The 26,739-nt window shown below is 57.1% G+C and carries 31 protein-coding genes; 16 read left to right on the forward strand and 15 right to left on the reverse strand.

Annotated features, from left to right (window positions below):
* The first annotated feature begins 121 nt into the window (after positions 1-121).
* Complete coding sequence (locus ACZ1HF_RS19310; RefSeq protein WP_472659191.1) at positions 122-760, forward strand: YdcF family protein; 639 nt, start codon at positions 122-124, stop codon at positions 758-760.
* Here the strand turns inward: ACZ1HF_RS19310 and ACZ1HF_RS19315 are convergent.
* Positions 744-959: a hypothetical protein gene (locus ACZ1HF_RS19315; protein ID WP_472659192.1), complete on the reverse strand. Its 216-nt coding sequence runs from the start codon at positions 957-959 to the stop codon at positions 744-746. The two genes, ACZ1HF_RS19310 and ACZ1HF_RS19315, sit on opposite strands and share 17 nt — an antisense overlap.
* Before the next feature lie 116 nt (positions 960-1,075).
* Here ACZ1HF_RS19315 and ACZ1HF_RS19320 point away from each other — a divergent pair, with 116 nt between their 5' ends.
* The 7 genes from ACZ1HF_RS19320 to ACZ1HF_RS19350 all read left to right on the forward strand — a co-directional run bounded on the left by ACZ1HF_RS19320 (position 1,076) and on the right by ACZ1HF_RS19350 (position 6,706).
* Positions 1,076-1,591 carry a DotD/TraH family lipoprotein gene (locus ACZ1HF_RS19320; RefSeq protein WP_472659193.1) on the forward strand — a complete coding sequence of 172 codons (516 nt, stop codon included), beginning with the start codon at positions 1,076-1,078 and terminating at the stop codon, positions 1,589-1,591.
* A complete protein-coding gene (locus ACZ1HF_RS19325) occupies positions 1,588-2,484 on the forward strand; it encodes a type IV secretory system conjugative DNA transfer family protein (RefSeq protein WP_472659194.1) in 897 nt (298 codons plus the stop codon). Before ACZ1HF_RS19320 ends, ACZ1HF_RS19325 begins: the two co-directional genes overlap by 4 nt.
* Entirely contained in the window at positions 2,481-3,716 is a 1,236-nt protein-coding gene (locus ACZ1HF_RS19330) for a type IV pilus twitching motility protein PilT (protein WP_472659195.1), read from the forward strand. The genes ACZ1HF_RS19325 and ACZ1HF_RS19330 overlap by 4 nt, the downstream gene beginning before the upstream one ends.
* 82 nt (positions 3,717-3,798) lie before the next feature.
* Complete coding sequence (locus ACZ1HF_RS19335) at positions 3,799-4,404, forward strand: TetR/AcrR family transcriptional regulator (protein ID WP_472659196.1); 606 nt, start codon at positions 3,799-3,801, stop codon at positions 4,402-4,404.
* Entirely contained in the window at positions 4,401-5,360 is a 960-nt protein-coding gene (locus ACZ1HF_RS19340) for a hypothetical protein (RefSeq protein ID WP_472659197.1), read from the forward strand. Before ACZ1HF_RS19335 ends, ACZ1HF_RS19340 begins: the two co-directional genes overlap by 4 nt.
* 138 nt (positions 5,361-5,498) lie before the next feature.
* Positions 5,499-6,311: an amidohydrolase family protein gene (locus ACZ1HF_RS19345; RefSeq protein WP_472659249.1), complete on the forward strand. Its 813-nt coding sequence runs from the start codon at positions 5,499-5,501 to the stop codon at positions 6,309-6,311.
* A gap of 56 nt (positions 6,312-6,367) precedes the next feature.
* Complete coding sequence (locus ACZ1HF_RS19350; protein ID WP_472659198.1) at positions 6,368-6,706, forward strand: DoxX family protein; 339 nt, start codon at positions 6,368-6,370, stop codon at positions 6,704-6,706.
* Positions 6,707-6,804: 98 nt separating this feature from the next.
* Here ACZ1HF_RS19350 and ACZ1HF_RS19355 read toward each other — a convergent pair whose 3' ends face one another.
* The gene (locus ACZ1HF_RS19355; protein WP_472659199.1) at positions 6,805-7,764 is read right to left on the reverse strand and encodes an N-acyl homoserine lactonase family protein; all 960 of its coding nucleotides are present in this window, start codon (positions 7,762-7,764) and stop codon (positions 6,805-6,807) included.
* A 10-nt stretch (positions 7,765-7,774) separates the two neighbouring features.
* Positions 7,775-8,305, reverse strand: coding sequence for an SRPBCC family protein (locus ACZ1HF_RS19360; protein WP_472659200.1), 531 nt, complete (start codon positions 8,303-8,305; stop codon positions 7,775-7,777).
* Positions 8,306-8,379: 74 nt separating this feature from the next.
* On the opposite strand from ACZ1HF_RS19360, the gene ACZ1HF_RS19365 reads away from it, so the two are divergent.
* Positions 8,380-8,985 carry a TetR/AcrR family transcriptional regulator gene (locus ACZ1HF_RS19365; RefSeq protein WP_472659201.1) on the forward strand — a complete coding sequence of 202 codons (606 nt, stop codon included), beginning with the start codon at positions 8,380-8,382 and terminating at the stop codon, positions 8,983-8,985.
* A 31-nt stretch (positions 8,986-9,016) separates the two neighbouring features.
* Here the strand turns inward: ACZ1HF_RS19365 and ACZ1HF_RS19370 are convergent, their stop codons facing one another.
* On the reverse strand, positions 9,017-9,679 hold the full coding sequence (locus ACZ1HF_RS19370) for an SOS response-associated peptidase (RefSeq protein ID WP_472659202.1): 663 nt from the start codon (positions 9,677-9,679) through the stop codon (positions 9,017-9,019).
* A 91-nt stretch (positions 9,680-9,770) separates the two neighbouring features.
* Between ACZ1HF_RS19370 and ACZ1HF_RS19375 the strand changes: the two genes are divergently transcribed.
* Positions 9,771-10,100: a hypothetical protein gene (locus ACZ1HF_RS19375; protein WP_472659203.1), complete on the forward strand. Its 330-nt coding sequence runs from the start codon at positions 9,771-9,773 to the stop codon at positions 10,098-10,100.
* A 79-nt stretch (positions 10,101-10,179) separates the two neighbouring features.
* Positions 10,180-10,557, forward strand: coding sequence for a hypothetical protein (locus tag ACZ1HF_RS19380; RefSeq protein ID WP_472659204.1), 378 nt, complete (start codon positions 10,180-10,182; stop codon positions 10,555-10,557).
* On the opposite strand, the gene ACZ1HF_RS19385 is transcribed toward ACZ1HF_RS19380, so the two are convergent.
* From ACZ1HF_RS19385 to ACZ1HF_RS19435, 11 genes are all read right to left on the reverse strand, one after another.
* Positions 10,558-12,846 carry a DotA/TraY family protein gene (locus tag ACZ1HF_RS19385; RefSeq protein WP_472659205.1) on the reverse strand — a complete coding sequence of 763 codons (2,289 nt, stop codon included), beginning with the start codon at positions 12,844-12,846 and terminating at the stop codon, positions 10,558-10,560. It lies immediately after the preceding gene.
* Complete coding sequence (locus ACZ1HF_RS19390) at positions 12,843-13,397, reverse strand: hypothetical protein (RefSeq protein ID WP_472659206.1); 555 nt, start codon at positions 13,395-13,397, stop codon at positions 12,843-12,845. The genes ACZ1HF_RS19385 and ACZ1HF_RS19390 overlap by 4 nt, the downstream gene beginning before the upstream one ends.
* A gap of 17 nt (positions 13,398-13,414) precedes the next feature.
* Positions 13,415-14,026, reverse strand: a complete 612-nt coding sequence (locus ACZ1HF_RS19395) for a hypothetical protein (protein ID WP_472659207.1) — start codon at positions 14,024-14,026, stop codon at positions 13,415-13,417.
* Between the two features lie 531 nt (positions 14,027-14,557).
* Positions 14,558-14,842 carry a hypothetical protein gene (locus ACZ1HF_RS19400; RefSeq protein WP_472659208.1) on the reverse strand — a complete coding sequence of 95 codons (285 nt, stop codon included), beginning with the start codon at positions 14,840-14,842 and terminating at the stop codon, positions 14,558-14,560.
* Positions 14,820-15,425 (reverse strand): hypothetical protein, encoded by a 606-nt coding sequence (locus ACZ1HF_RS19405; protein WP_472659209.1) that lies wholly within the window; start codon positions 15,423-15,425, stop codon positions 14,820-14,822. Before ACZ1HF_RS19405 ends, ACZ1HF_RS19400 begins: the two co-directional genes overlap by 23 nt.
* Positions 15,422-16,156, reverse strand: coding sequence for a lysozyme family protein (locus ACZ1HF_RS19410; protein ID WP_472659210.1), 735 nt, complete (start codon positions 16,154-16,156; stop codon positions 15,422-15,424). Before ACZ1HF_RS19410 ends, ACZ1HF_RS19405 begins: the two co-directional genes overlap by 4 nt.
* A complete protein-coding gene (locus tag ACZ1HF_RS19415; RefSeq protein WP_472659211.1) occupies positions 16,153-16,974 on the reverse strand; it encodes a hypothetical protein in 822 nt (273 codons plus the stop codon). The genes ACZ1HF_RS19410 and ACZ1HF_RS19415 overlap by 4 nt, the downstream gene beginning before the upstream one ends.
* Before the next feature lie 105 nt (positions 16,975-17,079).
* On the reverse strand, positions 17,080-19,764 hold the full coding sequence (locus tag ACZ1HF_RS19420) for an ATP-binding protein (RefSeq protein WP_472659212.1): 2,685 nt from the start codon (positions 19,762-19,764) through the stop codon (positions 17,080-17,082).
* A 338-nt stretch (positions 19,765-20,102) separates the two neighbouring features.
* Entirely contained in the window at positions 20,103-20,516 is a 414-nt protein-coding gene (locus ACZ1HF_RS19425; RefSeq protein ID WP_472659213.1) for a hypothetical protein, read from the reverse strand.
* Between the two features lie 16 nt (positions 20,517-20,532).
* Positions 20,533-21,081 carry a hypothetical protein gene (locus ACZ1HF_RS19430; RefSeq protein ID WP_472659214.1) on the reverse strand — a complete coding sequence of 183 codons (549 nt, stop codon included), beginning with the start codon at positions 21,079-21,081 and terminating at the stop codon, positions 20,533-20,535.
* A gap of 15 nt (positions 21,082-21,096) precedes the next feature.
* Positions 21,097-21,735 (reverse strand): hypothetical protein, encoded by a 639-nt coding sequence (locus ACZ1HF_RS19435; RefSeq protein WP_472659215.1) that lies wholly within the window; start codon positions 21,733-21,735, stop codon positions 21,097-21,099.
* A 236-nt stretch (positions 21,736-21,971) separates the two neighbouring features.
* Between ACZ1HF_RS19435 and ACZ1HF_RS19440 the strand changes: the two genes are divergently transcribed.
* Genes ACZ1HF_RS19440 through icmT form a run of 5 tightly spaced genes read left to right on the forward strand, consistent with a single transcriptional unit; the run spans position 21,972 to position 26,667 of the window.
* The gene (locus ACZ1HF_RS19440) at positions 21,972-23,141 is read left to right on the forward strand and encodes a thioredoxin domain-containing protein (RefSeq protein ID WP_472659216.1); all 1,170 of its coding nucleotides are present in this window, start codon (positions 21,972-21,974) and stop codon (positions 23,139-23,141) included.
* 12 nt (positions 23,142-23,153) lie between these two features.
* Positions 23,154-23,801 carry a type IVB secretion system apparatus protein IcmL/DotI gene (locus ACZ1HF_RS19445; RefSeq protein WP_299211167.1) on the forward strand — a complete coding sequence of 216 codons (648 nt, stop codon included), beginning with the start codon at positions 23,154-23,156 and terminating at the stop codon, positions 23,799-23,801.
* Positions 23,801-25,021 (forward strand): DotH/IcmK family type IV secretion protein, encoded by a 1,221-nt coding sequence (locus ACZ1HF_RS19450; RefSeq protein WP_472659217.1) that lies wholly within the window; start codon positions 23,801-23,803, stop codon positions 25,019-25,021. The genes ACZ1HF_RS19445 and ACZ1HF_RS19450 overlap by 1 nt, the downstream gene beginning before the upstream one ends.
* Positions 25,018-26,313, forward strand: a complete 1,296-nt coding sequence (locus ACZ1HF_RS19455) for a DotG/IcmE/VirB10 family type IV secretion system protein (protein ID WP_472659218.1) — start codon at positions 25,018-25,020, stop codon at positions 26,311-26,313. The genes ACZ1HF_RS19450 and ACZ1HF_RS19455 overlap by 4 nt, the downstream gene beginning before the upstream one ends.
* 18 nt (positions 26,314-26,331) lie before the next feature.
* On the forward strand, positions 26,332-26,667 hold the full coding sequence (gene icmT / locus ACZ1HF_RS19460) for an IcmT/TraK family protein (RefSeq protein WP_472659219.1): 336 nt from the start codon (positions 26,332-26,334) through the stop codon (positions 26,665-26,667).
* The last annotated feature ends 72 nt before the right edge of the window (positions 26,668-26,739 follow it).

Raw genomic sequence — 26,739 nt, forward strand, 5'->3', positions numbered from 1 at the left:
GCCGGGCATTCTGATCAAAATGATCTGGAGCGAAGGCTAATTCTTTTTGGATGCTGCAGCAGTGTTGTACAAGATGCGACCAACCCGCCTCTAATGACATATACATCACCATAAGTTATCTATGATTGCTATGGTCTTTTACGGAACAGAATCAGACAGGCTGGCGCTCACGCCCTCTCTTGTCAGGGCGATAAACCGTTACCTGCTCGTGTCCACAAAAATAGAACGTGCTGATCTCAGTTTGGTGTTTGGCGGACAACGAAGTTCAGCGGCTCGTGTCGAGAGAACTTTCGAACTTTGGAAAGACGGATTGCTTGGTAAGATTATTGTTTCAGGTGGAATGGTCGGTGATGCGCGAGAGGCAGAAGCCGACATCATGGCATCGATGTTGATCAAACAAGGGATTCCGAGCGCGGCAATTCTGTTAGAAGACAAAGCCACTAACACTGGAGAAAATGTTCGATATTCGATCGAAGTTTTGCGCCGGAAAGGACTTTACGAAGGTATTCGTTCAGTTCTCTGTATCGGCCGTCTAAGTTCCTCTCGACGATATCTGATGACGCTTGAGAGGCACTGGCCCTCGGTCAAAAAAATGCTTTCCTCTGTGAACTACCACGACGTCCACAGTTCGTTATGGCACACAGATAAGCAACTCTCAGATGAGGTCTTGGGAGAGTGGAACAAATTGCGACCATATTTGGAAGCCAACTTTATCACCGAATTGAGAACTCAAACGTGCCCACTTATTTCGGGACGTTAATTCTTTGCTCTTTACCACCCTTCAGTGTTGAAGGTACAATTTCCACTGTCCGGGCCAGAACCTCGATTTCATTCATGACATCAACAATATCCCGATCAGTTGCCGCCTTGAGATAAGCGCGCAAGGCAAAACTGGTCTCGGGCCGGTCAGCGAGATCGGCCAATTTCTGCGCAATGTCCCCGAACTGTGCTGTGTGCATCACGTTCTCCTGTGAGATCATCATTTTACTTGATGACATATCGTTATATATAACGATATAAAGCACCAGTGATTTGAAACAATTCACAAAACAGAAGATTGAACGTGGGGACCTGCATGCGATTGGCCCAGACCATATTGGTGACTCTTGGTGTTCTGAGCTGTGCCGCCTGCACGGCCACCAAGCCGCCTGCTTCGACCAGCCTGTCAGCACTGATTGATGCCGAAACATCCGTCGTGGACCGCGAGATCGCGGATGCCGGTCTCTATAGTGGCGTTCTGGAACCCTACGCGACCGGCAGCACAACCCTCAAGAACCCGGACTATGTGACAGACGAGCGGCTGATGAATGTTGTGCATTCTCAGTTCACCGGCCCGATTGAAGATTTTGTGTCCAAGATGGCTTTGGAAACCGGTTATCGGGTGATCGCTCAGGGCGAGAAACCCGGCGCACCGATCCTGATCACATTGGTTCAGCGCGATCTGCCCGCCATGGGCGCACTGCGCGAGGCATTCTTCCAAGGCAAAGACCGGGCCGCTTTGGTGGTCGATCAGCGCACCAAGACCATGACGATTGTTTACAAGCGGCCCGAGCGCAGCCCTGTGCCCCATATCGAGGATACGGAAATATGATGCGCATCTCGGCTAAATCTCTCGTGCCGCTCTTGGCGGTAATTATCCTAACTGGTTGCCAAACCCTGAAACCGGAAGAGTCGGAGTTCGTTGAACCCGATCCTATTCTTGTCGGCGGGCCTGACCAGTACCGGTCCAACCGTCCACCTGCCGACTTTGCAGAGTTTAGTCGCCGCACACGGCGCGGTAACTATGAGACGTCTGTTGACGAGGAGCGCTACGATCTCTTGCGTGAAGCGGCTGTCTCTTATTCCGCGCAAGCGGGGTATCAGCATCGGGTCTGGGAAGTCATGCGGCAGCTCGAGCAGGACAGCGGTAAGCTGTCCCGCACTTTTGACTTCAACCGCGTCGCCTACAGCGCGCCACGAGAGACGGGATATATCCTCCCACCCGTTGTGAGCCGCGCCACGGCTGCCATCAATGTGGATGAGAGCGGACAGTCCGCGGTGGCAGCCGATGAATTCTACCGTCTAGAGATTCCGGGCCGTATTGTAACCATCGTGCCCACCTGGCGTGACTATCTGGTCATCCCGTTGGAAGAGGCAAGCGAGCCCGACGATGACTTCCTGCCGCAAAACAAGGAGGAGAAGCAGGTGTTCAACCGCTTTGCCGCCGAGGGCTGGCAGGCCGGGGTGGAACAGGCGGACGAGGCGCTTGCGCTGAATTTCTCCCGGCTAAAGCGCGACTATCTCGGCATGGTTGAATATCGGCGCATGGTGCAGGCTGGTCTGGTCAGAGAGCTGGTCATACAATCGAGCGAGCGTCGGTCCGCTGGCGAAGGCGAAGAGCTCTTTATCGGCGAACGTCGTGTCCGGATTGTCAGCTCAGCGCAGTTCGTACGGGACCCCAGTCAGTGGAAGCCTTTGCAAAGGCGTTATGCGGTGACCAAATGATCGATCTCGAGCGGATCGATCTTGAACCGGCAGACCCGAGCGCAGCAGATGTCACGATCCTGAAGGATGAACCCAATCGCTTCGACAGCGATCTGTCCGCCTTTGATCACTTCCTTGTCGGTGCCGCGATGAAAGGCGCATCGGATATCAACATCAGTGCGGATCTCCGGATGCGCGTGCAGATGCACGGTGATCAGAAACTCGCCACCAAGCGCCGGCTTCTGATCACAGAGGTCCAGGCAATGCTGGCCCATCTCTGGTCGGCCAATGATGCGATGAGCCTTGTTAGCGCGGGACGCCCGTTGGATTTCTCTTATGAGAAGAAGATCGACCGCAAACGCAGCCAGCGGTTCCGGGTCAATGCCACCGGCGAGCAGCGCTTCGGGACCAACGGGGTGCAGATCACTTTGCGCGCCCTGCCCGACACGACGCCGACCCTTGATGACGTCGGGCTGGAAGACGCGCTGCGGGATCGCTTGGAACCTGCCAGCGGCATCATCGTTGTTGCGGGTGCAACTGGGCATGGCAAGTCGACCACCATGGCGGCGATGACCAGATGCCATCTAGAAAACAAAACACGATCCCGCAAGATCGTCGATCTCCAAGCCCCGATTGAATATACGTTTCGGGATATCAACACGGATGCGGCAGATGTCGCCTCTTTCATCAGCCAGTCGGAAATCGGTGTGGGGCGCAACATCCCGACCTTCGCCGAAGGCGTCCGCGCTGCTATGCGCCGGGCCCCTGCTGTGATCAATGTCGGAGAAAGCCGCGACCGCGAAAGCATGGAAGCCTGTATCGAAGCTTGTTTGACCGGACACCTCGTCAACACCACCACCCATGCGGGATCAATTGCCGAGGCGCTGCGCAGGATGGCCTTTCTGTTCCCACCGGAGGAACAAGAGGCACGTTCGTTCGATCTGATGACATCGCTCAATCTGATCATCTGGCAGCGCCTGGTCAAAACGGCCGATGGCAAGGGCCGCGTCGCCCTGCGCGAATATCTTGTCTTTGACCAACACGTGCGGGACCGGTTTCTGAGCGTGCCGCCTCTCGATTGGGTCAATGTCGTCAAACAGATATTTTCCGATAGCTGCTCGAACCCGAACCTGATCGCCCGCACGATGACGCAATCAGCCGAAGACCTGGTTCAACGCAAAATCGTGCGGGCCGAAGACCTCTCCGGCATTCTGCGGACCGGGATAGGGTTTCTGGGGCAGATTAAACTGTGATCGGCGTTGGTGCCGCAGTCGGGATTGACAGTTTCAGCAATTCGGCGCATTGAGAAATGAATATTCATTTCTGTTTTGAGCCATGCCTAGACCCACACCCGACCAAACACTTCAAAAAATCCGCGCCGCTCTCGTAGCGGAAGTGGCCGAAAAAGGCATTGGCGCGACCTCGGTTGGCGCGGTGGCCAAACGCGCGGGTGTAGCAACAGGCACGATCTATCTGCAGTTCGACAGCAAAGAAGACATGCTGCAGAAGATCTACTTGCAGATCAAAACCGAGTTTCATGGACTTATCGTTGCCGCCGCAGATGAGCCGTCATCGAAAGAGATGATCCGCAAGATGTGGTTCGAGATGTTTGCCTTTGTCGATGCGCATCCCCTCGATTTCATGTTCATCGAGTATGCCGGGGCCGCCCAGGTGCTAACGACGAAACAAGCCAAGGACATCGCCTACACCCAGACTGAAATCACAGCCATGATACAGCGCGCCATTGATGATGGCACCGTGGCTGACCTGCCGGTCTCAGTTGTCACCACCTTACTCGTGGCGCCAGCCATGCAAATGGCGCGGACCAAGGCGTTAGGTTTCGAGAGGTTCTCAAAAGCCCAAATAGAACTCACGTTCGACCGGGTTTGGGCATCGATTTCCAATAGCCCACCCCCACCACTTTCCGGAGCAATCATATGACCCGCCCCCGCCTGATCAACCGTTTTGCTGTCATCGCGACCATGTCGCTGGCCGCTAGTATTGTCACAGGAGCCCCCGCCATGGCCGACCCCATTCCATCTGCTTCCGAAATTCGCCAGAGCTACAAACAACATCACGCCAGAACACAGCTCTACCGATGGTATCAGTTTTATGAAAATGCCGATGTTGGCCTCGACAATCAGCTTGGGATTTTGACAGAGGATTTTTCCGTTGAATCGCCCAGCGGTACCGCCAACGGCCATGCGGAATACTCAGCTGCGGTCAAACAATTCCCGGCTGATTGGCAAAACGCCCATGACGTATTGCGCTCGAATATCACAGTCGCCGAGGATGGATCGCTGAATCTGACCGCTGAGATCATCTACTCCAATATCGGCATCGCGCCCGACAAAGCCATCAGCGCACAAAGGCTCAACTATACGGCCAAGCTGACATATGATGCTGGCCTGCTACCCAAGTTTAGCCAAATGACCATCAAGCCGGTTGAGGCGGTCAGTGTTGATGCGTTTGAAGATACCTATGCACACAATCGGCTTCTCAGCCTGCTGCACTACTGGATGGCACTGGTTGAAGATCCCAATCGCAAGGCCGAGCCTTTTCAGGAAATACTTGCAGACAATCTCGATCTGAAGTTCGCAGCCACAGCGCCGGCTATCACAAATTATGAGGGTCTCGCTGAGTGGATTGCGGGCCCAGCCTCGTCAGTCGCAGCCAGCCGCCACATCTTGTCTGACTTCTCGTTCAAAGCTTTGGCAGACAAACGGTACGAGCTGACCGTCAATCTCGATTGGGCAGGCCTGCGCCCAGATGACAAGACGATGCGGGCCAAGACCCGCCATACGTGGACAGTCACAGACGATCCCTCAGAGCGGTTTGCGCGAGTTGAAACGATACGAGTTGAGCAGATCGAGCCTTTCACCGTCGTTGAGGAATGATCTGTCTGCATCACACTTATCCAAGTCCAGGTATCAATAACAAAGTCAAAGGAATCGCCCCATGAATCCCGTCCTCAATACGCTCATCGCCGCATCATTTTTTTCGTTGCACCTGCAGCCTTCGCGCAAGACGCCATCATCGACTCGCACACCCACATCATGCCACCGGGTTTGGAACGTGGCCTGAACCCACGGGTTGAGGCATCCCCAGATGAACTGCGCCGCCAGATGAAAGAGGCCGGTGTTTCCAAAGCGGCGATCTATGCCATGGTCCAAAAGGGGCAGCCAGATTCCATGCGCGCCTACAATGACTACATCCTTGATCTCGCAGCAGGGGCTGAGGACTTCTTCGCAGTCGCCTCTGTGCATCCGCTCGATGGAGATGTAGCGCTCGAGGAGGTCGCGCGCGTGGCAGAAAAAGGTGCAAAAGCGTTGAAGCTGCATCCATTCTTTCAGGGTTTTGAGATCGATGATCCAGGTGTTGGAGCCGTGGTGAAAGCAGCCGGTGAAAACGGCCTTGCAGTCATCTTCGATTCCATAAACGCCAAGGATGGCGGCGCGACGGGCAAATTTGTTGATCTCGCCATTGCCAATCCGGACACCAAAATCGTCCTCGCCCATATGGCCGGTTACAGATTTGACGAAATGATCTTGTTTTCCGTTTTCGCCAAAGGTCCATTTTACAAGAACAACGTCTATTTCGATCTGTCCGCGATTGCCCAAATTTACTCCGGTGGCGGCTCAAGCTTGCTTAAAAGGACATCGCCGCGAAAGGAGGAGTTGCTTTGGACCATACGGGAAATCGGCATCGACCAGTTTTTGTTCGGATCTGACTTTCCGATTTACGATCTTCAGTCCTCACGTGAAGCGACCGAGAGCTACGATTTCACAGAAGAAGAACTTCGAAAGCTGATGCATGACAATGCAGTGGCCGTGTTTGGTCTGGAGTAATTGGCAGCGCTTCTTATAGCTCGGCGAAGATTTATCACTGCCGGACAGGAATGATCATGATCTATTGGCTCTCAACGGCGGTGCTGTGCGGATTTCTTCTGCTCAGCGCTGCAAGTTACCTGTTTCATCAGGCGACGATTGACGGTGTGCGTGATCTGGGCTTCCCGGACCACTTCCGCATTGAACTGGCGATCCTGAAGCTGCTGGCAGTCATTGTGCTTCTGGCGCCGCAGATTCCGTTTGTAGTCAGGGAGTGGGCCTATGCCGGTGTTGCCCTGTTCTTAGTGACATCAATCGTGGCCCATACCGCCCATGGCGATTCTTGGACATTCAACGTGATCAATGTGATCCTGATACTGCTGCTCGCCACCTCGAGACACTATTACCCTGGTTGATAAAGTCTCAGCGTTGGTAGCGTTGTGTTACCGGCAAGCGGTGGAATTAGAGCCCAACGTCATTCTTGAAGCTCGGTAACCACGTGTCGATGCGGCACCTACACTATGATGTTTTGAAGACGCTTGGCGTTACCCATATCATGGGTCGGTAGCATTGTAGTGCCCAGTTTTTTGTGTTGGTCGCGCAGTTTGCTTGAACTTTCTCGAGCATCCGTCGTGCTTTCAACAATACCGCCAATTTCACCGCTTTCGATTTGGGCCAGCGAAAATGCGGCGTCGCCTGCGATACAAATCGAACGCCCCTCATCTTCGATTAAAACTGACTGGTGACCGCTTGCGTGGCCCGGCGTTGGTACAATTGAAATAGTTCCATCAGAAGTGAGCGCTGAGGACTGATTGAACACGCCAGCCTGTCTCTCACCATATGGCGTTGATTGTATATTCAGCGATTGGGGAATGCGGCACATCAATGCGCCTGCGTGACCCAAGCGAGCCGTTTCCGATACGAAGAACTGTGCCTTTTCGAATGTACCCATGCCGCCCATATGGTCAGAATGGAGATGCGTCATCACGACCTTCGAAACCCGGTCCGGTTCAAGTCCAGCTAAACGCATCTGCGCACCAATTTGCTCCTTTTCTGGAACTGCGAATTGCAGGTTTCGTTGATAAAACATGCCGGTGACTGCATCGCACTTTGTGTACACAGGGTCAGCGATCTTCGACGTTTCGCCGGTATCGACCATGAACAGGCCTTGTGGGTGCTCGATTGCAAATGCTGTCACAGGCATCCACTCGGTCCATGAGCGACTGCCCATGATCGCGGGAATGCGTAATGCTTCTATTCCACTATAAGTGCGGTGCTGTTCTTTGACTGCGACCCACCCTGTTTGGAACATATGAACCGTAATACGCTGCGAGACTTTTGCAGAGACAGGCGGCAAGCTTGCGGGCGCAGCAGCAAGTTTCGATATCGGGCGCATCATTGAATAAGCGCAGCCTCCAATAGACAGCGTTGTTAACCCGGCTGCGCTGAGGCCCAATAGTTTTCGACGAGACATGGTCAAAGGCTTATTCTCCCTGTGCGAGTTGGTTGAGCAACTGCATGGTCGGCGGAAGAGCTTTGCGGAAACCTGGTCCAAACATACCCGCAAAGACTGCTGCGGATGCGCCAGTAAAACTAACGGTGTGTGTGAATGCGGTTCGGTCCACATTGAACGAACGCTCAACACGCAATCGAGCCATCGGCAACTTGGTTTCAAAAACGTAGGACTGTGGTGGTTTGAATTCGACCACCTCGAAGGAGGTTGCTGCCCCCTTCAACGGAACAATGGTTCCTTTTGAACCCAGCTGCATCGGGCCATTAAGAGATGCAGATTTCAATCCCTTGTCCCAATCTCCCCATGTGGCTGGACTGGTCCAGAGACGCCAAACCTCATCTGGAGATGATGTGTTTACGGTAAAGGTGAAAGCGCGATTGGTGCCTTCGGCGATAAGTTTGGATGTCATGCTGATGGGCTGCCTTTCTGAAACGGACTCAGCCGCAAAGGCTACCTGGCTGCAAAGAACGCAGAGTGTAGCGATCGTGTAAGTCAGCTTCATATCAGGCCCCTTTGTATAATGAATGAATCTCATTCATAAATATAGAGAGTAATTCAAACTGGGCAAGGGCAAAAATGAATGATATTCATATTGCCATGAACGCGCCCGCTCCAAAACCGAACGAACAGATCAAAACAGCGAAGATTCTCGAAGCCGCAAAGCACCAATTTGCCAAGCGAGGCTTCGACGCTGCAAAGCTATCTGAAATCGCAAGAGAAGCTGGTGTGGCCGTTGGTACAATCTATCTGCGATACGCCGGTAAGGCCGAACTACTTGGTGCAGTTCTTTCAGAAATGGAAAGTGGATTTTGCGGCGCAATGGACGACCCCTTAATATGGTCAACGCCATTCCCACAACGTTTCGAAATCATAATGTCTCGCGTGATCGAGTTTGCGGACGAAGAAGAATCACTGGGTCCGCTGATGGCGATGGCACCGTACGGCGTCTTCGATTCAGGCAGATCCGGCGATAAGGTTCGCGCAAAGATCTCTGCCCATCTGCAAGATGGTATCGACAAGGGGCAACTGCGGGCAGAACTTGATTCAAAGCGCTCTGCTATTCTGGCACACGGAATGGTGGAAGCAGCTATGATTGACCATATGATGAACCGTAGCTTACCAAAGCAACAGGTTATAGATGAATTGGTAGAGGCTTCCACACGGTGGCTGGCTAAATTTTGATGCCTGCTTCGGCCGCCCATCCGAGCTTGCCCTAGCTCATTTCACCGTCGAATTTGTCGCCTCGCTTGACAATTTCCAACGCGCCATCAGGTAATGGCCGCTGCAGTGCCTTGGAAGTCTCCCAAGGCTCATTCATCCAGCTATCAAACTCATCCTGTTCGGTCAGAATGACTGGCATGGCTTTGGGGTGAACTGCTCCGACTTCTACGTTCGCATCCGTCGTCAGAAACGCGAACAGGTCTATCTTGACTTCGCCCTCTTTGAGTTTGCGTGTGCCAGTCCATGTCGTCCATAGCCCCGCGAAACATGCCAAGGGGCGTTCTTCCCCAAATGCGAACCAGACGTTCTGCGATGATTTGTCCGGCAGTCGTTCGGGTTCGGCAAAACTGTTAAACGGCACCAGACACCTGTTCTCTTTCTTGAACCAACGCCGCCAGTGACCCGACGACGTATTGCGCACGTTCGTGACCCCTGAATTCACCTTGCCTTTGACCGCAAAGGAGGGTTTGGGCAGGCCCCACCGGGCCATGACCAGCTCGCGTCCCTCGCTGCCATTGCGCACGATCGGGGCGCTGTAATCAGGAAAAATCCCCGGCAATGGCTGAAGATTGCCGACGTCTTTTGACGAGGTCATCGCTCGCGTCAGATCAAGGATTGCCTGCCGGCTTGAGGTCATTGAGTAGAGATTACACATCACGCCAGACTAAGGGTTCGAGGAGTTTTTCTCAATCTGCCGCTTGTTCTTATTTTGTTCTCGTCTATTTTCCTCGCGTCGAGGAGACCAAATGCCCGAGAGCTATCTGCCCATAAAGGCCCATCCGGCCAAGCCGTTCCGCACGATCACGGATGCGGCGGATGATGGGCAATTGCTTGTTCTCAAATGCAATCTGTGCCGGCGCACCACCTATTTTCTCGCGATCGACCTTTTGACCATCATTGATCCAAAGCACCCGGTTCACATCCCACCCTTTCCGTGCGGTCGTTGCAAAACGCGTGAATATGTCAATGTGAAGATCCACCATCCCAATCCCGGCGACTACGGTCAGCTGCCGGTGCGCAGGCCGGGAAAAATCATTCGTATTCAGAAATGGCGCAATGTGAAACTCGGAGAGTAAGTCGCATATATCGTTATGTGACGCGATACATATAAACCCATCCTCTGGCCAAAATCCGTGCTTCATGCCATAATGCGGTATGTTCAAATGGTTCAAAAAGACGCGGCAAACGCATAGCAAGACTGGCTACTGGGTGCATCTCGGTGGCCAATGGCTGGCTGTTGGCCTGATGATCTATTTCTGGCGGGCCATGATCCATATGCTCGACACGGTTGAAGCCTTTGCTGGAGCCTGGCAAAAAAGCCAGTCAGAACATTTCGGTTTTGTCGATGGGTTGATCGCGATCACGGTGCATCTTGTCTCGGAACCGATCTATTTCCTGCAACTCGCCTCGATCATCTTTGTCCTGCATCTGACAGTCAACCGCGAGGGCTATCGCCTCCCTTCGCACATTCAGCACAAGTACAATAGCGGTGGACTCGGCGTTTTAGCTGTCATGTCGGTCTTTCGCCGCTAGTTACTTTTCCTTTGAGGCCTTGTTCGCGATTCTCTTCGGTCGCATGCGGCTGTTTGCTAGTCCGATATTCCCAGCCTGACTCAAAGTCCCACCGACAGCTGCACCCGTCTGATAAGACCCCCCTGCTCCAACTGCTCGCGCCGTCATTGCAGTCCCTGCCCCCAGATCGTCGCCAATCCCATCGATCCATTTGAACACGCGGGCGGGGAACACATTGATCAGGCTAAATGACCAATCGATGATAACGACGTAAAGCAGGCCGACGAAGACAGTCAGTACGGCCATGGTCAGGAACTGCGACAGGACACCGAACGCGCCAGGATCCGCGGCCATCTGGGAACTCAAAGCCGCAAACAGCATCCCGTTCAGCGAGAAGGCTGCGATGCGGAACAGGACCATCCCGAGCAGAAACCCGAAGATCATCAGGAGCGGTGTGAGGAATAACATCAAGAGCAGCGACCAACCCTTTCGGGATATGTTGGACGAAATCCCGTGACCATCCATGGAAAGCATGGCGACAGCCCAAAGGGGTGCCGCAAACACTGCCTCGATCACCAGAAGCATGAAGGCCAGGATTGCGATCAGCCAGATCACAGCCGGGAGGTAAGGCAGGACAAAGCCGACAAATATCGCTGCGAAGATGCCGATCTGGAAGAGCCCGCTTGTGAGCGAGGCGAGCGTCGCTGGGATCGATCCGAACAGGGGCACGGCCGAAGCCGTTGCCAAAACACCGATCGCGACCACCGCATATGTCAGGAAGGTCGAGGCATAGGCCATCAGACCGATCATCGGATCGACCGTGATCGTATCGGGGGCGAGCAGCTGAATGCCTTTCAATAGGTTCGTGGGCGGCGGCAGGAAATTCTCTGGTGAAGACGCATCATCGCCCGCATAGGCGCGCTCTGTGATGAATTCCCGCAGACCCGCATTTGCGGCTGCCTCGTTCCAGGCCGAGACGCTGGCATTATAGCTGGCCCCGATCCCCGCCAGAATTTTCTGGGCATCGCGATCCGCGTTGCTCTGGAACCAGTAGGATTTGCCCAGCTCGGTCGCGAGGGTGTTCTGCACGCCGCCGTTCAGCGTCGTCGAGATCAAGGTGCCGGGTGTTGCCGTCGGGAACATACCTGCAACGGCATTGGCGTCCCCCGATATCTTGCTGATCAGCATGTAGTAGGACCCGGCCATCATCCAGCCGCCGGTTCTGAGATCACCCGCAATCGCGGTCGGCGCGGACAAGGCCCCAGACCCATCCGAGCCGATGGATTGGATCTGCTGACTGATCGGTGTGCCACTTTCCGACTGAACCAGACCGGACAGAGCGTTCGGGTTCACAATCGGATTGACGATGGCCGAATGCTGCTGCCGCAGCACCTGCATCATCTGAGCAAGGTTCGGGAAATCCCCTGGCGCAATCGTCTCGCGCGCTGATATTTTTGCGACGACCGTTTCGGCTGAGCCGCGCATCTCGGTGCGCAGGATATCGATCAGGTTCCGCATGCTGGCGTTGATCGTATCCATGTTGGTAGACGGGCTGATCCGTTTCAAGGCCGCGGTCGCTGGCGGCAATGTCACCGAGCCACAAGCGCTTGTGATGGTCGGTGTCGAATAGGTCAGGATTTGCGGCGTGTAGCCATCGATTAGATCGGTAGCAGGGGCGGGTTGCAAGTTGGACCAGATGCCGCCGCTGACAAGCTGGAGATCGCCGCCTTTGGAAACCTCAAAATTATAAGCGGCACGACAGAATTCCATCCGCCAGAGCTGCTGCAGGAAACGGGCATCGGAGCCGACATAGTCCGTGCCGACGATCGGAACTTCGTCCGAGACGATCAGGTCCGCCGTCTGGTTCCAGAAGAACGACCCCGCAGCCGTGCCCGCGCGCACCACATAAGAGACGCCATGCTGGATGCCGTTGTAGCCATTGTCGAGCGGGATGAGCAGGGCGAAGGCCGTGAGGATCCGGATCGGCACCCAGATCGTGGACTTTTGGCCGAGCACGACCCCTTCATGGGCGGAATCCAACGTTCCTTGAAAGATGTTGTACAGCAAAAAGAGCGCGCCGACCGCGAGAAACAGGATGTTGAAGGACAGCATCAGCAGCGAGATCACTGTCCGGTTGTTCGCGGCCGGTCCCGGAAACAGATCACCGAAGATCAGATTGAAGAAGGTGTTCGAGCGATCATCGCCCGTCCCGTTAAAGATATCCGGTACGTTGATTTCTTGCGCCAATCCAACATCGGCCGATGCCAGAAGGAGAAGGGTCGCGACACCGAGACTGGCTGCAGTTTTCATCGGTCCCGCTCTCGTTTCTGGATTTGATCGCGCCTTCTGGTTGGCACGATGATCTGCATGTTCCGGGGTAAGCGCGAAGTCATGTAATCGTAGAACCCGCCAAACCGGCCCTGTTCGATGATCCAGGCAAAGAAGTCGGCACGCACTGCGCGGAAAATCGAGAACAGGAACAGCGCGATCAGGCTGATCACAAAAATCCGGCTGATATCGAAGAAGAGTAGACCCAACGGGATCGCCAATACGGCGACGAGACCGGCATATTGAAAACAGGCGCGCTGCGTCCGCCAGCCTTCATATTGACGATCCAGCTCGGTCTCACTCATGGACCCTGCCATCTCCTGGAACCGCTGGATGCCACCATCCTCATACCGTCCGGTCAGACCTTTCGGATCGAGCGGTTTGGGCCTGACCCGATCGGCAAGATCGCCGATAAAGTCTGCCCCCAGCTTGCTCGCCTCAAAGGCTTTGTCTACGCGGCCACGGCGCGCGAAGAACCCGGCCGCGCGGCGTGTGCGGCTCTTCTTGGGTTCATCATCGTTCTCACGCGCCATGTTTGTGCCTTCGACCGCTAGTTGCCGAGCGGCGCACCGCCGCCCGCACCTTCGGTCCCGTCAATGGTCGAGGCCAGGCTTGCGGCTTCCACCGCCGCCACCCGGCGTTCGAGACCAAAGCGCATCCAGTTGACGTGCAGATCGAGGGCCTGTGTCAGGAGAAGCTCGCGCATCACCGCATCGGGTGACATCTTGGCGATGGATTGGTGCCAATCAGGATTGGCAAACCGCGAATGCACGAAGATGTCGACGGCCTGAAGGGATGAGACCTTGTCTCCCACGGCATTCGGATAGGCAGGCCCGGCCGCGTTGCGCGCCCAACTCGCCAGTTCCGTCCCACCCGTTGGCGTCGCGATATCGCCGAGATAGGTGAAGACCGCATGAGAGGCTGACCGGCGCGTTGCATCGACTTGTCGCGAGGCTATGCGGGCCAAGCCTGTTGGCGTCTGGGCCTCTTCGGTCGTGACGGGTTTTGGCGGCAGAGGATCGACCATGTTGTTGATCATCCGCGCATAGGCCTGGGCCACTTGCTGGTCGGACGTATCGAGTGTGATCGCTTCAGTCAGGAGCCGCACATCGGATGTGGGATCAGCGAACCCTCCGACGTTTCGCAAGTTGTCGCGATCCACCTTGATTTCCTGTGCGAGCGCCAGACCGCCGGAGCGAACCGGCGCGCCCGCTGTTCCGTTCCCGTAGGACCGGTTGCGCGACAGGTTCGCAATATCGATGCCGCCAACGCCTTGGCTGGTCTGTCCTCCCCCGAAGTTGAGAACACCCGAAAGATCGATACAGGCCGATGTGGCCGGATCGTAGCGTCCGCCTTCTGCCGCCGCCCTGATTTTTTGCCGCTCAAGCAGGACAGCGTTCTGGTCCCGCCCCTCAGCGATGCGCTTCGCGGCCTCGGTCTCCCGTTTTGAATAGGCGGAAAGCTGTGCGACGCCCTTCAGAATGTTGTCGACGATGTAATTGCCGACATCCGTGGTGTGGTTGTTGACGTTGATCCGGGCTGTCCGAACGATGTTCTGTACCCCGCCACAGGAACAACCGCCAAACGCATAGCTGGGCGTTGCGAGCGTAAAGAGCCAGGCGGTTGCGCAGACGGAAAGAGCCCCGCTCAGACCCGTGGTCTTGAGGCTGCGCTGCGACGCGGTGATGTCGGTTTACTCATTGTCATTTGCGGTGCCCTCGCTCTGATCATTGCTGTTCTTGCCCCGGATGATGTCGTTGACCTCATCGAGGTTGTTTCTGGTCGTTGTCGGACCCTGCGGCTGGATGCCTTGATGGACCGCTGGCTCTGGCTTGCCTCCAGTCAACGATTTAGGCACCTGAAACGACGTGAACTGCGTCAACAGCACAAAGGCGATGACGGCGAGCACGACGGCTAAGGCGATCCATTTGCCCAAGGTCATTTTTGACATGAGATCACCCACCGCTGCCGCCTCCATAAATCAGCTCATAGACCGCATCGAGGTTGTTGGGGCTTACCGTGGTGCCGTTGACCGTGACCCCCTGCCCCGTCTGACCGCCGCCGGTGTTGAGATCGACACCGCCAATGGATGTCGTTGAATTGCCCGTCAGGCCGCCGATGGGCAGGAAGTTGAAGTTCGGCAGCTGCAACAGGTTGGTGATCTGCGATGTCAGCTCGTTCATTTTGTCCTGGGCGAAGGAACAAACCTGGCCTTGCGCCTGACTGACCGCGGCTTGGAAAATCCCCTGTAGGTTTGGCACCTGGATCGCGATATCGAGATTTACATCGAGCAGATTGTCGAGACACCCCAAAGCCGCGATCGAATGTGGCTTCTTGAGCGCTTCCTCGCCGCGCAGAACCTCGGCTTCAATGCCGGACCGGATCGCATTGGTGAGATTCAGCTTGACGTGATCGACGCAGCCCTGCCCGCCGGACGGGAAGAGTTGCAGGATCTGATCATTGGCTTGCGCATGCGCCTTCGGCACACTGGCCAACGCCAAGCCTGCGACGAGTGCCGCGCTCAGGATGTGTGGCGCGCCTTTCTTTTGTGGTCTGGTCATTGATTGCCTCCAAGGTTGGTTCTTTCCCCCTGAAACGGGGGTGTTTCGCGAATGAGAATGGGGCGTTTGGCACCAAGGCCCGGAAAGCCTTCGGTCTGTTCAAAGGTGCCGCCTGTGCCGGCACCGCCCGCATAGGTCGTCCCGGACGCACCGCCGATCCGGTTCATCAGATGAGACTGCAGCTCGTCGTAAGAGCTGAACCCGTTGGCGGTCAGATATTCGGGCGGAAAGACTGTGGGATCGAAGCCGCTTTCGACCCAGTCATTGAGCGCGCCCGCTCCAAGAAAATGCGCCGCTGTGAGAAGTCCGCTTTCAGTAAAGGTCACGCCGTTGATGGTTTGGCCGGCAAGCCCGCGTGTTTGCGATGAGAGGGCGGAAAGATTGCGGGTGGTCAGCGTGTTGAAGGCCTGGTCTTGCAGGGCGTGTCCGGAAGGCGAATTCAGGAACCCGCTCAGCGACGACACTCCTTGGCTTGTCGCCTGGGACGTCCATTCATAATTGCTCCAACTGCCGCGCGATCCGCCCGTGTGCCGCACATAGCCGAGGCTCGCGAGCGTGCCTGCTGTGATCTGATAGGCTCCTGCCGCCGTTCCGCCTTGGGTGTTGAGCGCGCCATAATTGCCGCCGGACTCCTGCGTCCGGATCAGATCGGCATATTCGTCGGCAAGTGCTGCCGTGGCCCAAAGGGCGAGCGCGAGCGCCAGAGTATGCAGGGTTCGGCGCAGGATCATTTCACCGTCCCCGCGACAGCAACCTGCTGGATCGGGATCGTTTCCATCGGCTTGCCGGTCGAGGGCGAGATCACGGTCACGCCGTTGCGGGAGAGCGTCTCGATCCCGCGAAACCCGTTCTCGTCGCGCAAGGTCCGCGACAGACCAACCACGCCTTCAAGCGCCCGGATCATCCGGTAGGATTGACCGATATTGTTGATCAGGAAGACGGGACATGTGGATTGCCCGCAAAAATACGGTGAGCGCACGACGATGATCTTCTCGCCGCCTTCCAATATGTCCACATCATAGACGCTGACCTCGGGTGGCCCGAAGGACGTCGCGGTGGTCCCATCAATGTTCGCGCCAAGTTCCTTGCTGACGAGTGCCAGCTCATCTTCCGTGGCCGCGCGTTCCACCATGTCCTTTTGATCGGGCTGCGGGGTGTAGCTTTGCGTGTTCCAGGTCCAGACACGGCCATCTTCGATGATCGAGCGCATGCCGGTCGGTGTGACAGCGGACAGCCCAAGCGCGTCGGTGGCGGGCCTGCGGTAAATCTCCAGCCATTTTTCGTTGTGGAACAGCGCGACGTTGAAACACTCGGTCTCGCAGTTCCGGCTCTTACCGATCTTGAGGAACAGCTGCTCGGGATCATCGTTGGGGGCTTCCAACCAGACCCGTACCGCTTTCACATAAGGAAAGTCGCGGCCATACATGCGCCGTGCGATGCTGAGCGCCTGCTGATCGTTGCGTGCGAAGGAGAGTTGCTGAACCGGGATGTCGCCGCCGGGATTGTTGTTCTCCTCGGTATCCTGCGCAAACGCCGCGACAGCCCACATTACAGCCAGCAGTAAGACTGTGTAGATCGGCCAAGAAAAATAAGAGACGCCGATCGGGTGCGTTTATGCGGCGGTTGCAGCAGAAAAATCATTGAAAAGCCCCTTTCACAAGATCATCGGCCATGCGGGCGATGACGTTTGGAGCGCACGGAATCGTCGATCATCTGGCCGGATGACATCAGGCCTTCGAGTTCCGCTTCGATTTCTGATTTGGCTGAGCCGGCCGGAGAAGCGCCGGGCCAGGATGCGCCGGGCCTCGGGACTGCCGAGCCGGTCATAGAGGATCGCGCGGAGCGCCGTGTCTTCGGCAGTGGTCGACAGCGCCCAGAGCTCAATCGGTCCGAGCTGGTTGTAGAAATGCTGCACATAGGTCTGGGATTTGAGCTTGAAGATCGCGACGATCGGCGCACCCTCGCCCGGTTCGGGTCCCGTCAACCGGCTGATCACCGGCTTCAGGCTCGCGGGCAGATCATAGGTGTCCATCACCGTGCGCACGCTTTCGGCGGTCGGCACGTTGCAGAGGAAGATGTTGGTCGCGAGTTCACGGATCGAATGATCAAAGTCGCCGATCAACTGACTTGCGAGTGAGATCTGGACCCCCGCCTTCCGGCCCACGCGGACGTCCGCGACGACCTGGTCGCGAATGCCCAAGCCCCCGGTCAGGTGATATTCGTCGATACAGATGCGTTTGGGCATCTGGCGGTTGTTCTGGAAGCGCAGCAGATGGTGCGAACGGACCGCTTCGGGCAGATCTGAGGCTTTGATCTCATCCTCATCGAGCCAGAAGTCCGAGGTGAGTGTCTGGCGGGCCATCATATACATGACGGCCGTCTGCTTGCGGCCACGTTTGCCGGTGGCCTCGGTTACACCGGCCAGATCGAAAGCGACGACACGGGCGTTGGAGACATCGAACCGGGTCGGGTTCGACAGGATCACATATTGCTTGATCGCCGCCGTGATCTGACGCTGGAACGCGCCGACCATCGGTTCCTGTGTCGATTGCACCCGCATTTCGATGAAGGGCTCGCGCACGGTCTCGGCATTGGAGATCGGGATGAGATCGCCAAGGATCGGCACGGCCAATCTCTGTGCGAGTGCCGCCGCATGATGCTCGTTCTTCGCAAACAGGAAATCGACGATCTCCCACCAGCTGGTTTCCTCATCGACCTCAAAGTGATGTTTTGTCAGCGCGTCATCGACCTTCAGATCCATGGTCGGCGAATAGCGCTTGGGACTGACTTCGTCTGAGTAGTAGCGATAGGCCTCATCGACACAGGCTTCGGCGAGTTGTGAGACACCATCATAAGGCGCATCTGCATCTTCCGGCGTGCAAATCAATGCGATCAGGTTGACTAGAAAAGAGCGTTCATGGGCGAAGGGTTTGCGGCAGCAAAGCTGCGTATCAAACGGATTGACCGCATCACGCTCAACCATTTTGAGCCGATGGAACATCGCCTCATGGCGGCGGTTCGGTGGCAAGGCGTCGCGGATCAGGCTGATCAAGCCGGACGATGACGGCCCAATGTCGATGATCGCGATGCGCGGCAGAATGGCCTGATTGTCCCCGCCCCTGCCCGATTGCGGCGACAAGGCGACGCCGAGATTGATCGCGTTCATCAGAACCGATTTGCCGGATCCCGGTGTGCCGACCATGATATCGACGCTGGCATTCTGTTTGGAGGAGCCCGGTTGATACGGAAACGGCTTGCCATCGGCGGTCCGAAAAATGATCGACCCGCGCTCCCACGGACAGGCGGGCCGCACGATGGGGGCCATGGCGAGCACGTCCAATAGATCGGCCGCACAGCTTTCAGCAGTGGAGGATGTGGAGAGTCCAAGCGCGGAGGACATCACACAGTCGAGTGGATCGCCAACAACCGCGTTGGTGTGGCAATTGCCCCAGGACTTGACCATCTCTTGCAGCGAGGAGACATGGGCGCGCAGCTGCCCGACTTCGTCGGCGGGTGCCCAGGCGGCGAAGGACGCACGCCAGCGGATGACTGTGTTGCCGTCGCCATCCGTCTGACGCAGCCGCTCGAAACTCTCTTTGATGCGGCCATTGTGCGTGGGCGCTGTCCACGCCAGAAGACGTGCCAACTGCTCACGAAACACCTGCCCCGCAAAGCCGCCGCTTTCCATCAGGATCGAACAGCGCCATGAGATCTTGGTGCCATTGGCGATCACACGGCGGATCAGCTCGTTGAACTGCACGACGATCTCTGGTGGCAATACGATGTCAAAACCTGAAAATACATTATTGCCGATCCGCACGATCTTGCCGTCGATCACGTCGGCGTGGTCGGTAAAAATCTGTTCGGAGAGTTTGGGCCAGACAAGGTTGGAGATATCCTTGCGCTTAAGGCTGCGCCCAAGGCTCGGCAGTCGTGCCTTGAGATAGTCTCCGGGCAGGGTCGCCCGCCAGGGATGGTTCAGGCCCAGAGTGTCCGGAGCCACGATCTTGCGGATCGCGTTTAAGGCCTCGTAATTGTCCAAGAGATCAAGTGCGATCCCGGCCGCACTGAACTCGCGTCCCAGGGCCGTGACAAAACTGTCATGGCGGATGGCAAGACCTTCGAGCGCCGTATCAGGAATCTGACCGAGCGAGATCGGCGGCGCGGCATTCAACACCTTGCTACGTTGCTTCTGACTGGCGCTGCGATCTTCTGCGGTCAGCAAAGACGGACGCGACCAAAGCGCGAGATAACAGCGTTCGCCATAAAGCTTGGAGGGAAGCAGTTTGCGCCGTTCATCCAGCAAATCATGCAGGTCAAGCGCATTATCGCGGGCCACCCGCGCACTGTCGTCAATGATGGTCTCGACCTCGCGGGTGCCAAGTTCCGGTGAGTGACCGAACCAGAACTGCAGCGCCAGTCCCGGTTTGGAGAAAACGGCGAGAGACCGACCCGCAGCCGGTCGCAGGCCTCGGTCACATCTTCTTCTCCCGGCAGCGAGCGGAACCCGTCGAGCCGGAAGAGTGACACCATCGATCCGTCATCGGCCACAATCGCGGTGTCGCCATGGGCGGTCTCCAGACGGCAATAGCCGTCCAGAGACGCTTTCAACGATCCCCGGCCCAAATGGGCGGCGGCCTGGTGCCAGAATGCGACCATCGATCCATACGCCCCCTTCTAGTTCAGCGAGCGGAGCTGGCCGTCCACGGAGGATTGGTTGGCACCGGTGCCGAAGATTGAGGCGACGCCGACATTCAAGAAGGTCGGGATGGCGACCATACAGGCGGCGGCGATCGAGAGCATCAGGATGCGGCCGGATTCAACCGAGTTGTCATTGGTGTTGCGCGAGCGTTTGATCATCGCCATCACGGCCATGATCGCGAAGACCACGCCGAGCACGAAGGAGATCGTGCCGAGAATGTCAGCAGCGGGTCCCAGCTGGCTGGAGCGCATCTCGGTAAAAATGTCGCCGAAGGTCTGTGCAAAGGCCTGTGTGGCCCAAAGCGTTCCGAAACCGAGCGAGAGCGCTGAACGCACAATGACAGGTCGCCACGAACGGCGGGTTTGGGTGGGGGGCTTTTTTCTGATCATGATGGGGTTCCTTATTTTAGCCGAAGAAGAGATTTTCGAAGAGACCGACGGTGCGGGGCAGATCGACCGCCATGATCCCGGCGATCATGTGGATGAAGCCCTTGCCCATCAGTCCCTGGGCGGGCATGTCCGCCGATTTGACGCAGAGAAAGAGACCGCGCACGACGGCCAGAAGGCCGATGAACTGTGCGACCCGCACGAGCGCGATCAAAATGGCTTCGCCGGGCGCACCCGCCACGGGTGAGAGCATTTCCGGCGCATAGGCCATGATCTCGCTGGCAGCACTGGCGGTCGTGTTGTCCGCACCATAGAGGGATGCGATCCAGGCGGAGAGCGTCAGGTCGAGGGAGATGATCAGCAGGCCGAACACGATGTATGTGAGCGCCTGCCAGTAGCCGTGACGTCTGTGATGGGCATGTGATCGTTCTTCGGCGGTGATCAACATCATACGGCTGCCGATCAGAACCAGGACTATGCCCAGCACAAAACAGAGTGCGGCCACGAAGGCTTGCGCCGGAGGCAAGATGTTCGTCACGCGTGTGAAGAAGGCGGTCAGCTCGTCCATCAGATAGCGTCTCCATCACTCACCATCCTTGTCGGCCTCGGCGTCGCCTTCGGGGATGAGCACCACACGCTTGGGCGTGTCTTCTTCGCTAGCTGCAACGGGTGTCACTTGAACCGGACGTGAACCAACGCTTTCCGGCGCGGCAGTCTCTTCAAGACCGGGAAGCGAAGCGCCAAGCAATCCTGTGGTCGAATAGAGTTGCCGGATCGCGTTTGAATGCGCGCCATTCACTTTGCGTTGTTCCTGCAGACGGCCGACGAGTTTGGGCAGTACACCGTCACGGCCGGTCAGGAGCACGAGCTCGGCGCGCATCGCCATGCTCTGTTCCGTCAGCAACGCGACTTCGGATCGCAGTTCGTCCAATTCACGTGCTTGCCGATCTTCGACGACTGACCCCATGACCGCCGGTCCCGCTTCAGCCTGCAGATCGAGTGAGTTGAAGGTGATCACCCCGCCGATGGCGACAAGGCCAAGGACGGCAAGTGCGAAGAGTATCTTGCACAGACTATTGATGAAGTCCGCAACAGGACGACGAGTCTCCAGAAAGATCGTGCTGCCGTCTTGCGTTCTGCGGGCCGACTGAAACCGGTCGGCGAAAGCGTCTGCGTGTGAAAGAGGTGTCACTTCCACTGCCCTGTCCGACCCAAACATCATCAATCCTTCCGCATGAAGCGTTCGGGCGAGACCGGATGCGTTGTGGGTTCTCGCAACTACGCTATGGCTATCAAAAACATATCGTTATATATAACGATATAAACCATGTAGTAAAGCACTTTGAGAAACGCACCCCCAGCAAAAGGATTTCCCCCATGCCCCATGTAGAACAGAGAACAAACCGCCCATTTGGTAGCTTGCAGAAAGCAGTCTCCACCGGCTCGGGAAGTCGATCGGTGACCGCTTTGGCGCTGATCTTGCTGATGGGCTCCGCCTCAGTCAGCAACGCGCAGGACTATAGTTGGAAGGAAGGCTTTGCCGGTTGCACGGGCACATCTCCTTTTATCGAGACGTTGATCTCCAAGACAGATCCTGACGTGCGCCCGCTGATGAAGATCGGCGAGATGCAGGCCTGGGCAATCAAGGATCAGGAGGGCAATCCGGCAACCGCGCTCACAACACAGGACGGATTGACGATTGTCGGTCGTATTATTGGACCACAGGGCGAGGATATCACCGCCGCCTTGCTCGCGACGGTCCCGGATCCGAACGCCAAACCGATTGCAACACCCACCCAACGGTTGATCCCATCATCGCCGCAAGCGGTGACAAACCAACCCACCGCGCACGCCGCACCTGTGCAGAATGAAGCAAATTCTTCACCGCGTATGACGCCGATACCCGAGGCCGCGCAAACCGCGTCGCGTGTTTCAAGCGCCCAGTCGCCTGCGCTCAGCCAGCTCCGCACTGTTTTGCAGCCACAAGCCAGCACACCCGCCGCGACACCAGCACCCGCCACACCAACACCTGCAGCCCCCGTAGAGCAATCGACAAGCACCGGCACTGTCGCCAGCGCGCCGATCACCGCTGTCGAACAACCTTCGGCCGGCGTCCAGGCGGGGATGGACACCATCTTCAAACAGGCCGGCGAGGAACGCATCTGGTTCTCCGCAGCCACACCGAAGCCCGGCGCGCCTGTCGTTTACATGCTGGCCGATCCGGAATGCCCCCATTGCCAATGGACCATCGATTCCATGCACAATGAGATTGCGAGCGGCGCGATCGATCTTCGGATCATCCCTGCCCCCATCACCGGCGTGCAAGGCTTTAACACGTCCCTGTCGATCCTGCATTCCGAGAACATCCCCCAAACCTTCATGGCGCATATGACGTCGAAAACACGCGGAACAGCGGCTGTCGTGCAAATGGACACCAATCAGGCCGACAAGGCAGTCGTCCAGGGCATCGTCGACAACATCAACTGGATGCGGGCCAACAGAATGCCGGGCGTGCCGTTCTTTCTCTATCAGACAGACCAGGGCACAAAGTTCGCTTTCTCCGAACTGCCTTCGGATATCCTGACAATTGCCAAGGCGGATGCCTCTGCCACTACCAGCAATCAGTGACGGGATGCGCCGATGCTGCCAGACAATGAGAACCTGAGCGCAGCCGAATCCATTCTGCGCTCGGCGCGCACTTTCGAGATATCCTACAAGGTCATGGCCAAGATCGCGCTCGGTCTTGGCCTGTCGACAACTGTGCTGGCAGCTTCAACCGCCTATCTGGCCGTGAACCGTCCCGAACCGCGCTACTTTGCCACCACGACAGACGGCCAGCTCCTGCCGCTCGTCCCGCTCGACAAGCCGCACCAGTCCGCCGCCGAGGTGAGTAATTTCGCGGTGAAAGCCGTGACGTCATCCCTCACCTATGACTTTGCCAATTATCGCGCCGATTTTAACAACGCGCTGCAGTATTTTACCAAGCCCACGGGCTGGAACCAGTTCGTTGAGGCCGTCCAGAAAAGCCAGATGCTCGATCTGGTCCAAAGCCGCCGCCTGAACACAACGGCTGTCGCCAACAATGCGGTGATTGTCCGCGAGGGCATCAATGATCGCGGCGTCTATGAGTGGATCGTGCAGATCCCGCTGCGCGTCACCTACCAATCAGCCTCCGAAGTGACGGGTCAGAACTTCATGATCACCGTCAATATCGAGCGGCTGCAAACCTATGAATCCCCCTATGCGATGGCCATCTCCCGCTTCATCGCGGCTCCCGGAGGTGCCTAATGCGAGACTTCACACCATTTCCTGGGCGATTACGCCTTTCCTGCAGCTTCTTGATCCTCGCTATGTTGATTGTGCCCACCCACATACAACAAGCGCAGGCACAGCAAGTCCAGCTTGATGCCAGCGGCGACGAAACAGTTCCACCGGGCACGGAAGTTCAGACCCCCCTGCCCCGGCCCACGAACCGTCCGACGGCGACACTCCCCGGTCAAGGTGACGGCACGACAGTTGTCACCATAGAGAACGGTGGCCAGCAGGCACCGGCACAACAGAACCTACCGACAGGGTCCGAACCGCTCACGCAGAACGAAATCAATCAGCGCCTGCAGTCGGACCAACCTCAGCAGCCGCAGACACCAACCGGCGACTTTCCAATTGTTGGCGCGCAAGAGCTGCTTCAAAGCCTTGATGATCTCGACCGTCCGCTGACGCCCGAAGAAATCACCGCCTATGGCGCGGCGATCCAAAGCCAATTCCCGATGACACCCGAGATGATCCGGGACTACCGCCGCCGCGTCGATGAGAGCCAGAAGGCCGCCGCGACGCCGCCGTCGGGCCAGTTTCCGAACGCGATCACAGATGCCAAGCGGCTGACACTGGAATCGGCGCAGGAGCCCGAGGTTCTGCTGACCGGACCCGACACTGTCAGCGTCATGGCCTTCTATGATCGTACCGGGGCGGCCTGGCCGGTCGCATCCTATGTGATCGGCAAGCCCAAGAGCTTCCAGGTCTACGCGATGCAGGAAGGCTCGAACCAGCTCGCAGTCACGCCGCTTGTGCCCCACGGCTTCTCCAACATCGTTGTCTCTCTCGTGGGAGAAAGCCGACCCTTGGTGTTCGAGGTTCGGACGAACTCACTCAACACCCATTATCGTCGCGACTTCACGGTGCATGGGCTTGGGCCCAATGCGGCCTCAAAGCCGCTTCAGACCCGCCAGAGCGAACCCGTCGCCCGCGCCTTGAACGATGTGATGATGGCCTTTGCAACAGGGGCGGACATTCCGGGTAACGCCGTGCGCCTGTCGACCGACAACCCGGCCGTGCGGGCCTGGAGCTATGACGGCGCGATCTATTTGCAGTCCGCAGACGCGATTATCTCGCCGCCCGCCTCAAGGATCCTGACCGGCCCCGGGCAGGTCAAAGCCTATCGGATCAGACCGACATCGGTGGCCCTGATTTCATCGAACGGCCGCGTCTCGAAAGTGAGGATTTCTCAATGAGTGAGTCAAAAGAACCAAACAAGAACAACGATGAAGCGGATAACGGACCAGCGGTCGATCCGACGGACACCGCAAGCCGGGATCGCACACGCCATATCAATCGTGAACGCAAGGGCGGATTACTCTCGTTCAAGAACATCGCCGTTCTCACCATTCTCGTTGTTGGCGGTGCGGTTGGCTATGAAGTCTGGAAGAACCCCGAACTTATTGGGCCAAGTAAGGTCGCAGGCACACCGAACGTCGATGATACGCCCGCGGGCGATCAATTGCGCACCTCGGAGCGCTATCAGGACAATCTGCGTCAGCAAAACCAGGACGGCGCACGTGAGGCGCAAGACAATGACACCTCTTTCATTGCGACACCGGACGAACCGCTGCGCCAGATCGATGAGAAACCACCGGCCATCGCACCCAATCCCAACAGGCCCCTGCCCCCGGCCAACGTGCCTGTCGAGACGCAGCAACCGCGGACGGTCGTGATCGACCGACAGCAGCCTGTGAGGCAGCAGGCCCAGCCGACCCCGAACCTGCCCGCACCACCTGACTATGCACGGATCAATCAACTTGCGCAGCTGATGGCCACGCAGCAGCAAGGATTGCTGAGTTCCTGGCAGGTCCAACCCTCGGCAGGCACAGTTGTGGTCGAAGAAGACCTGTTGCCGAAGGAAGAGCCCGCCATTGAAGGCACAGCAGCCAATGGCAATGCAGTCCAACGCAGCTCCCCTGCCCTCTCTCAGCCGCTGATCCGCGCCGGTGATGTCGTTCTGGCCTCGACCATCATCACGAATGACAGTGACACGCCCGGCCCTGTCGTCGCTGAAATCCGCAGGGGTCCTCTCAAGGGTGCCCGCTTGCTGGGTGGCTTTGAAGCAAACCAGAACAACACCCATCTGGTCGTGCAGTTCAATTCGGCCGCTTTGCCCGATGGAACGCAGGTGCCAGTATCGGCCTACGCCGTGGATGCACGGCAAAAGTCACTTGCTGTGCGTACCGATCTGGATCGACGGCTTTTTGCGCGCTATGCGCCACGCGTGGCGGCAGCTTTTGTCTCAGGCGTCGGAGAAGCGCTCTCCGATCCTAGCACGTCGCTGATTGATCTTGGCGGCGTCACAGGCGTCACGCGCCCGGCGGCCACCATTGAACAAGGACTGTACAAAGGTCTCGCAGAGGTCGGGAACGATCTAGCCGGAGAGTTTGTGCAAAGCGCTCCGAAAGGCCCGCTAATCTCGCTGCGCTCGCGTCAGATCATCGGCGTCTTGTTCACCAGCAATGTTGTGCGACCGGACGAATGAGAAATACGGTGCGAGACTTTGGCTGAAGACAGATACAACATCTATCGCTCAACGGTGCATTGGCGCTACGCCATGGCGCGGCCGCATCTCATGTTTTTCGATGCACGGCTGATCTTCTTCATCATCCTGTTCATCTTCCACATCAGATGGTGGACCTTTGCCGTACTGGTGTTCGCGATCGCAGGGTTCACGGGTGCCAGCTATTTCAACTACTCGGTCGAGAACCTCATGCGGTTAGTCCGCTCAAAACTCGTGGGTGCGTTCCGTCCAGCTGTCTCATACACGCGGCTGAGGCCGATGGCAGATTTTGGGTCGGATGCTTTGATTGAAGCGCGCAAGCAAAACCAAAACTGACCGAATATCCACAAAAATTCCCAGCAAATATTCACCAATGTGCAAATCTTGAACGCGTTCAAGATTCCACAT

The sequence above is a fragment of the Litoreibacter sp. GN1-5 genome (assembly GCF_055693805.1).

What these genes read in the sequence shown, in the direction of transcription:
- ACZ1HF_RS19425 (WP_472659213.1), bottom strand. Translation starts at nt 20,516, where the DNA reads ATGATCAGAAAAAAGCCCCCCACCCAAACCCGCCGTTCGTGGCGACCT.
- ACZ1HF_RS19330 (WP_472659195.1), top strand. Translation starts at nt 2,481, where the DNA reads ATGATCGATCTCGAGCGGATCGATCTTGAACCGGCAGACCCGAGCGCA.
- ACZ1HF_RS19370 (WP_472659202.1), bottom strand. Translation starts at nt 9,679, where the DNA reads ATGTGTAATCTCTACTCAATGACCTCAAGCCGGCAGGCAATCCTTGAT.
- ACZ1HF_RS19340 (WP_472659197.1), top strand. Translation starts at nt 4,401, where the DNA reads ATGACCCGCCCCCGCCTGATCAACCGTTTTGCTGTCATCGCGACCATG.
- ACZ1HF_RS19405 (WP_472659209.1), bottom strand. Translation starts at nt 15,425, where the DNA reads ATGACCAGACCACAAAAGAAAGGCGCGCCACACATCCTGAGCGCGGCA.
- ACZ1HF_RS19365 (WP_472659201.1), top strand. Translation starts at nt 8,380, where the DNA reads ATGAATGATATTCATATTGCCATGAACGCGCCCGCTCCAAAACCGAAC.
- ACZ1HF_RS19400 (WP_472659208.1), bottom strand. Translation starts at nt 14,842, where the DNA reads ATGGAGGCGGCAGCGGTGGGTGATCTCATGTCAAAAATGACCTTGGGC.
- ACZ1HF_RS19320 (WP_472659193.1), top strand. Translation starts at nt 1,076, where the DNA reads ATGCGATTGGCCCAGACCATATTGGTGACTCTTGGTGTTCTGAGCTGT.
- ACZ1HF_RS19375 (WP_472659203.1), top strand. Translation starts at nt 9,771, where the DNA reads ATGCCCGAGAGCTATCTGCCCATAAAGGCCCATCCGGCCAAGCCGTTC.
- ACZ1HF_RS19435 (WP_472659215.1), bottom strand. Translation starts at nt 21,735, where the DNA reads ATGATGTTTGGGTCGGACAGGGCAGTGGAAGTGACACCTCTTTCACAC.
- ACZ1HF_RS19360 (WP_472659200.1), bottom strand. Translation starts at nt 8,305, where the DNA reads ATGAAGCTGACTTACACGATCGCTACACTCTGCGTTCTTTGCAGCCAG.
- ACZ1HF_RS19325 (WP_472659194.1), top strand. Translation starts at nt 1,588, where the DNA reads ATGATGCGCATCTCGGCTAAATCTCTCGTGCCGCTCTTGGCGGTAATT.
- ACZ1HF_RS19445 (WP_299211167.1), top strand. Translation starts at nt 23,154, where the DNA reads ATGCTGCCAGACAATGAGAACCTGAGCGCAGCCGAATCCATTCTGCGC.
- ACZ1HF_RS19385 (WP_472659205.1), bottom strand. Translation starts at nt 12,846, where the DNA reads ATGAAAACTGCAGCCAGTCTCGGTGTCGCGACCCTTCTCCTTCTGGCA.
- ACZ1HF_RS19380 (WP_472659204.1), top strand. Translation starts at nt 10,180, where the DNA reads ATGTTCAAATGGTTCAAAAAGACGCGGCAAACGCATAGCAAGACTGGC.
- ACZ1HF_RS19390 (WP_472659206.1), bottom strand. Translation starts at nt 13,397, where the DNA reads ATGGCGCGTGAGAACGATGATGAACCCAAGAAGAGCCGCACACGCCGC.
- ACZ1HF_RS19455 (WP_472659218.1), top strand. Translation starts at nt 25,018, where the DNA reads ATGAGTGAGTCAAAAGAACCAAACAAGAACAACGATGAAGCGGATAAC.
- ACZ1HF_RS19315 (WP_472659192.1), bottom strand. Translation starts at nt 959, where the DNA reads ATGCACACAGCACAGTTCGGGGACATTGCGCAGAAATTGGCCGATCTC.
- ACZ1HF_RS19355 (WP_472659199.1), bottom strand. Translation starts at nt 7,764, where the DNA reads ATGTCTCGTCGAAAACTATTGGGCCTCAGCGCAGCCGGGTTAACAACG.
- ACZ1HF_RS19350 (WP_472659198.1), top strand. Translation starts at nt 6,368, where the DNA reads ATGATCTATTGGCTCTCAACGGCGGTGCTGTGCGGATTTCTTCTGCTC.
- ACZ1HF_RS19310 (WP_472659191.1), top strand. Translation starts at nt 122, where the DNA reads ATGATTGCTATGGTCTTTTACGGAACAGAATCAGACAGGCTGGCGCTC.
- ACZ1HF_RS19415 (WP_472659211.1), bottom strand. Translation starts at nt 16,974, where the DNA reads ATGTGGGCTGTCGCGGCGTTTGCGCAGGATACCGAGGAGAACAACAAT.
- ACZ1HF_RS19450 (WP_472659217.1), top strand. Translation starts at nt 23,801, where the DNA reads ATGCGAGACTTCACACCATTTCCTGGGCGATTACGCCTTTCCTGCAGC.
- ACZ1HF_RS19410 (WP_472659210.1), bottom strand. Translation starts at nt 16,156, where the DNA reads ATGATCCTGCGCCGAACCCTGCATACTCTGGCGCTCGCGCTCGCCCTT.
- ACZ1HF_RS19335 (WP_472659196.1), top strand. Translation starts at nt 3,799, where the DNA reads ATGCCTAGACCCACACCCGACCAAACACTTCAAAAAATCCGCGCCGCT.
- ACZ1HF_RS19430 (WP_472659214.1), bottom strand. Translation starts at nt 21,081, where the DNA reads ATGGACGAGCTGACCGCCTTCTTCACACGCGTGACGAACATCTTGCCT.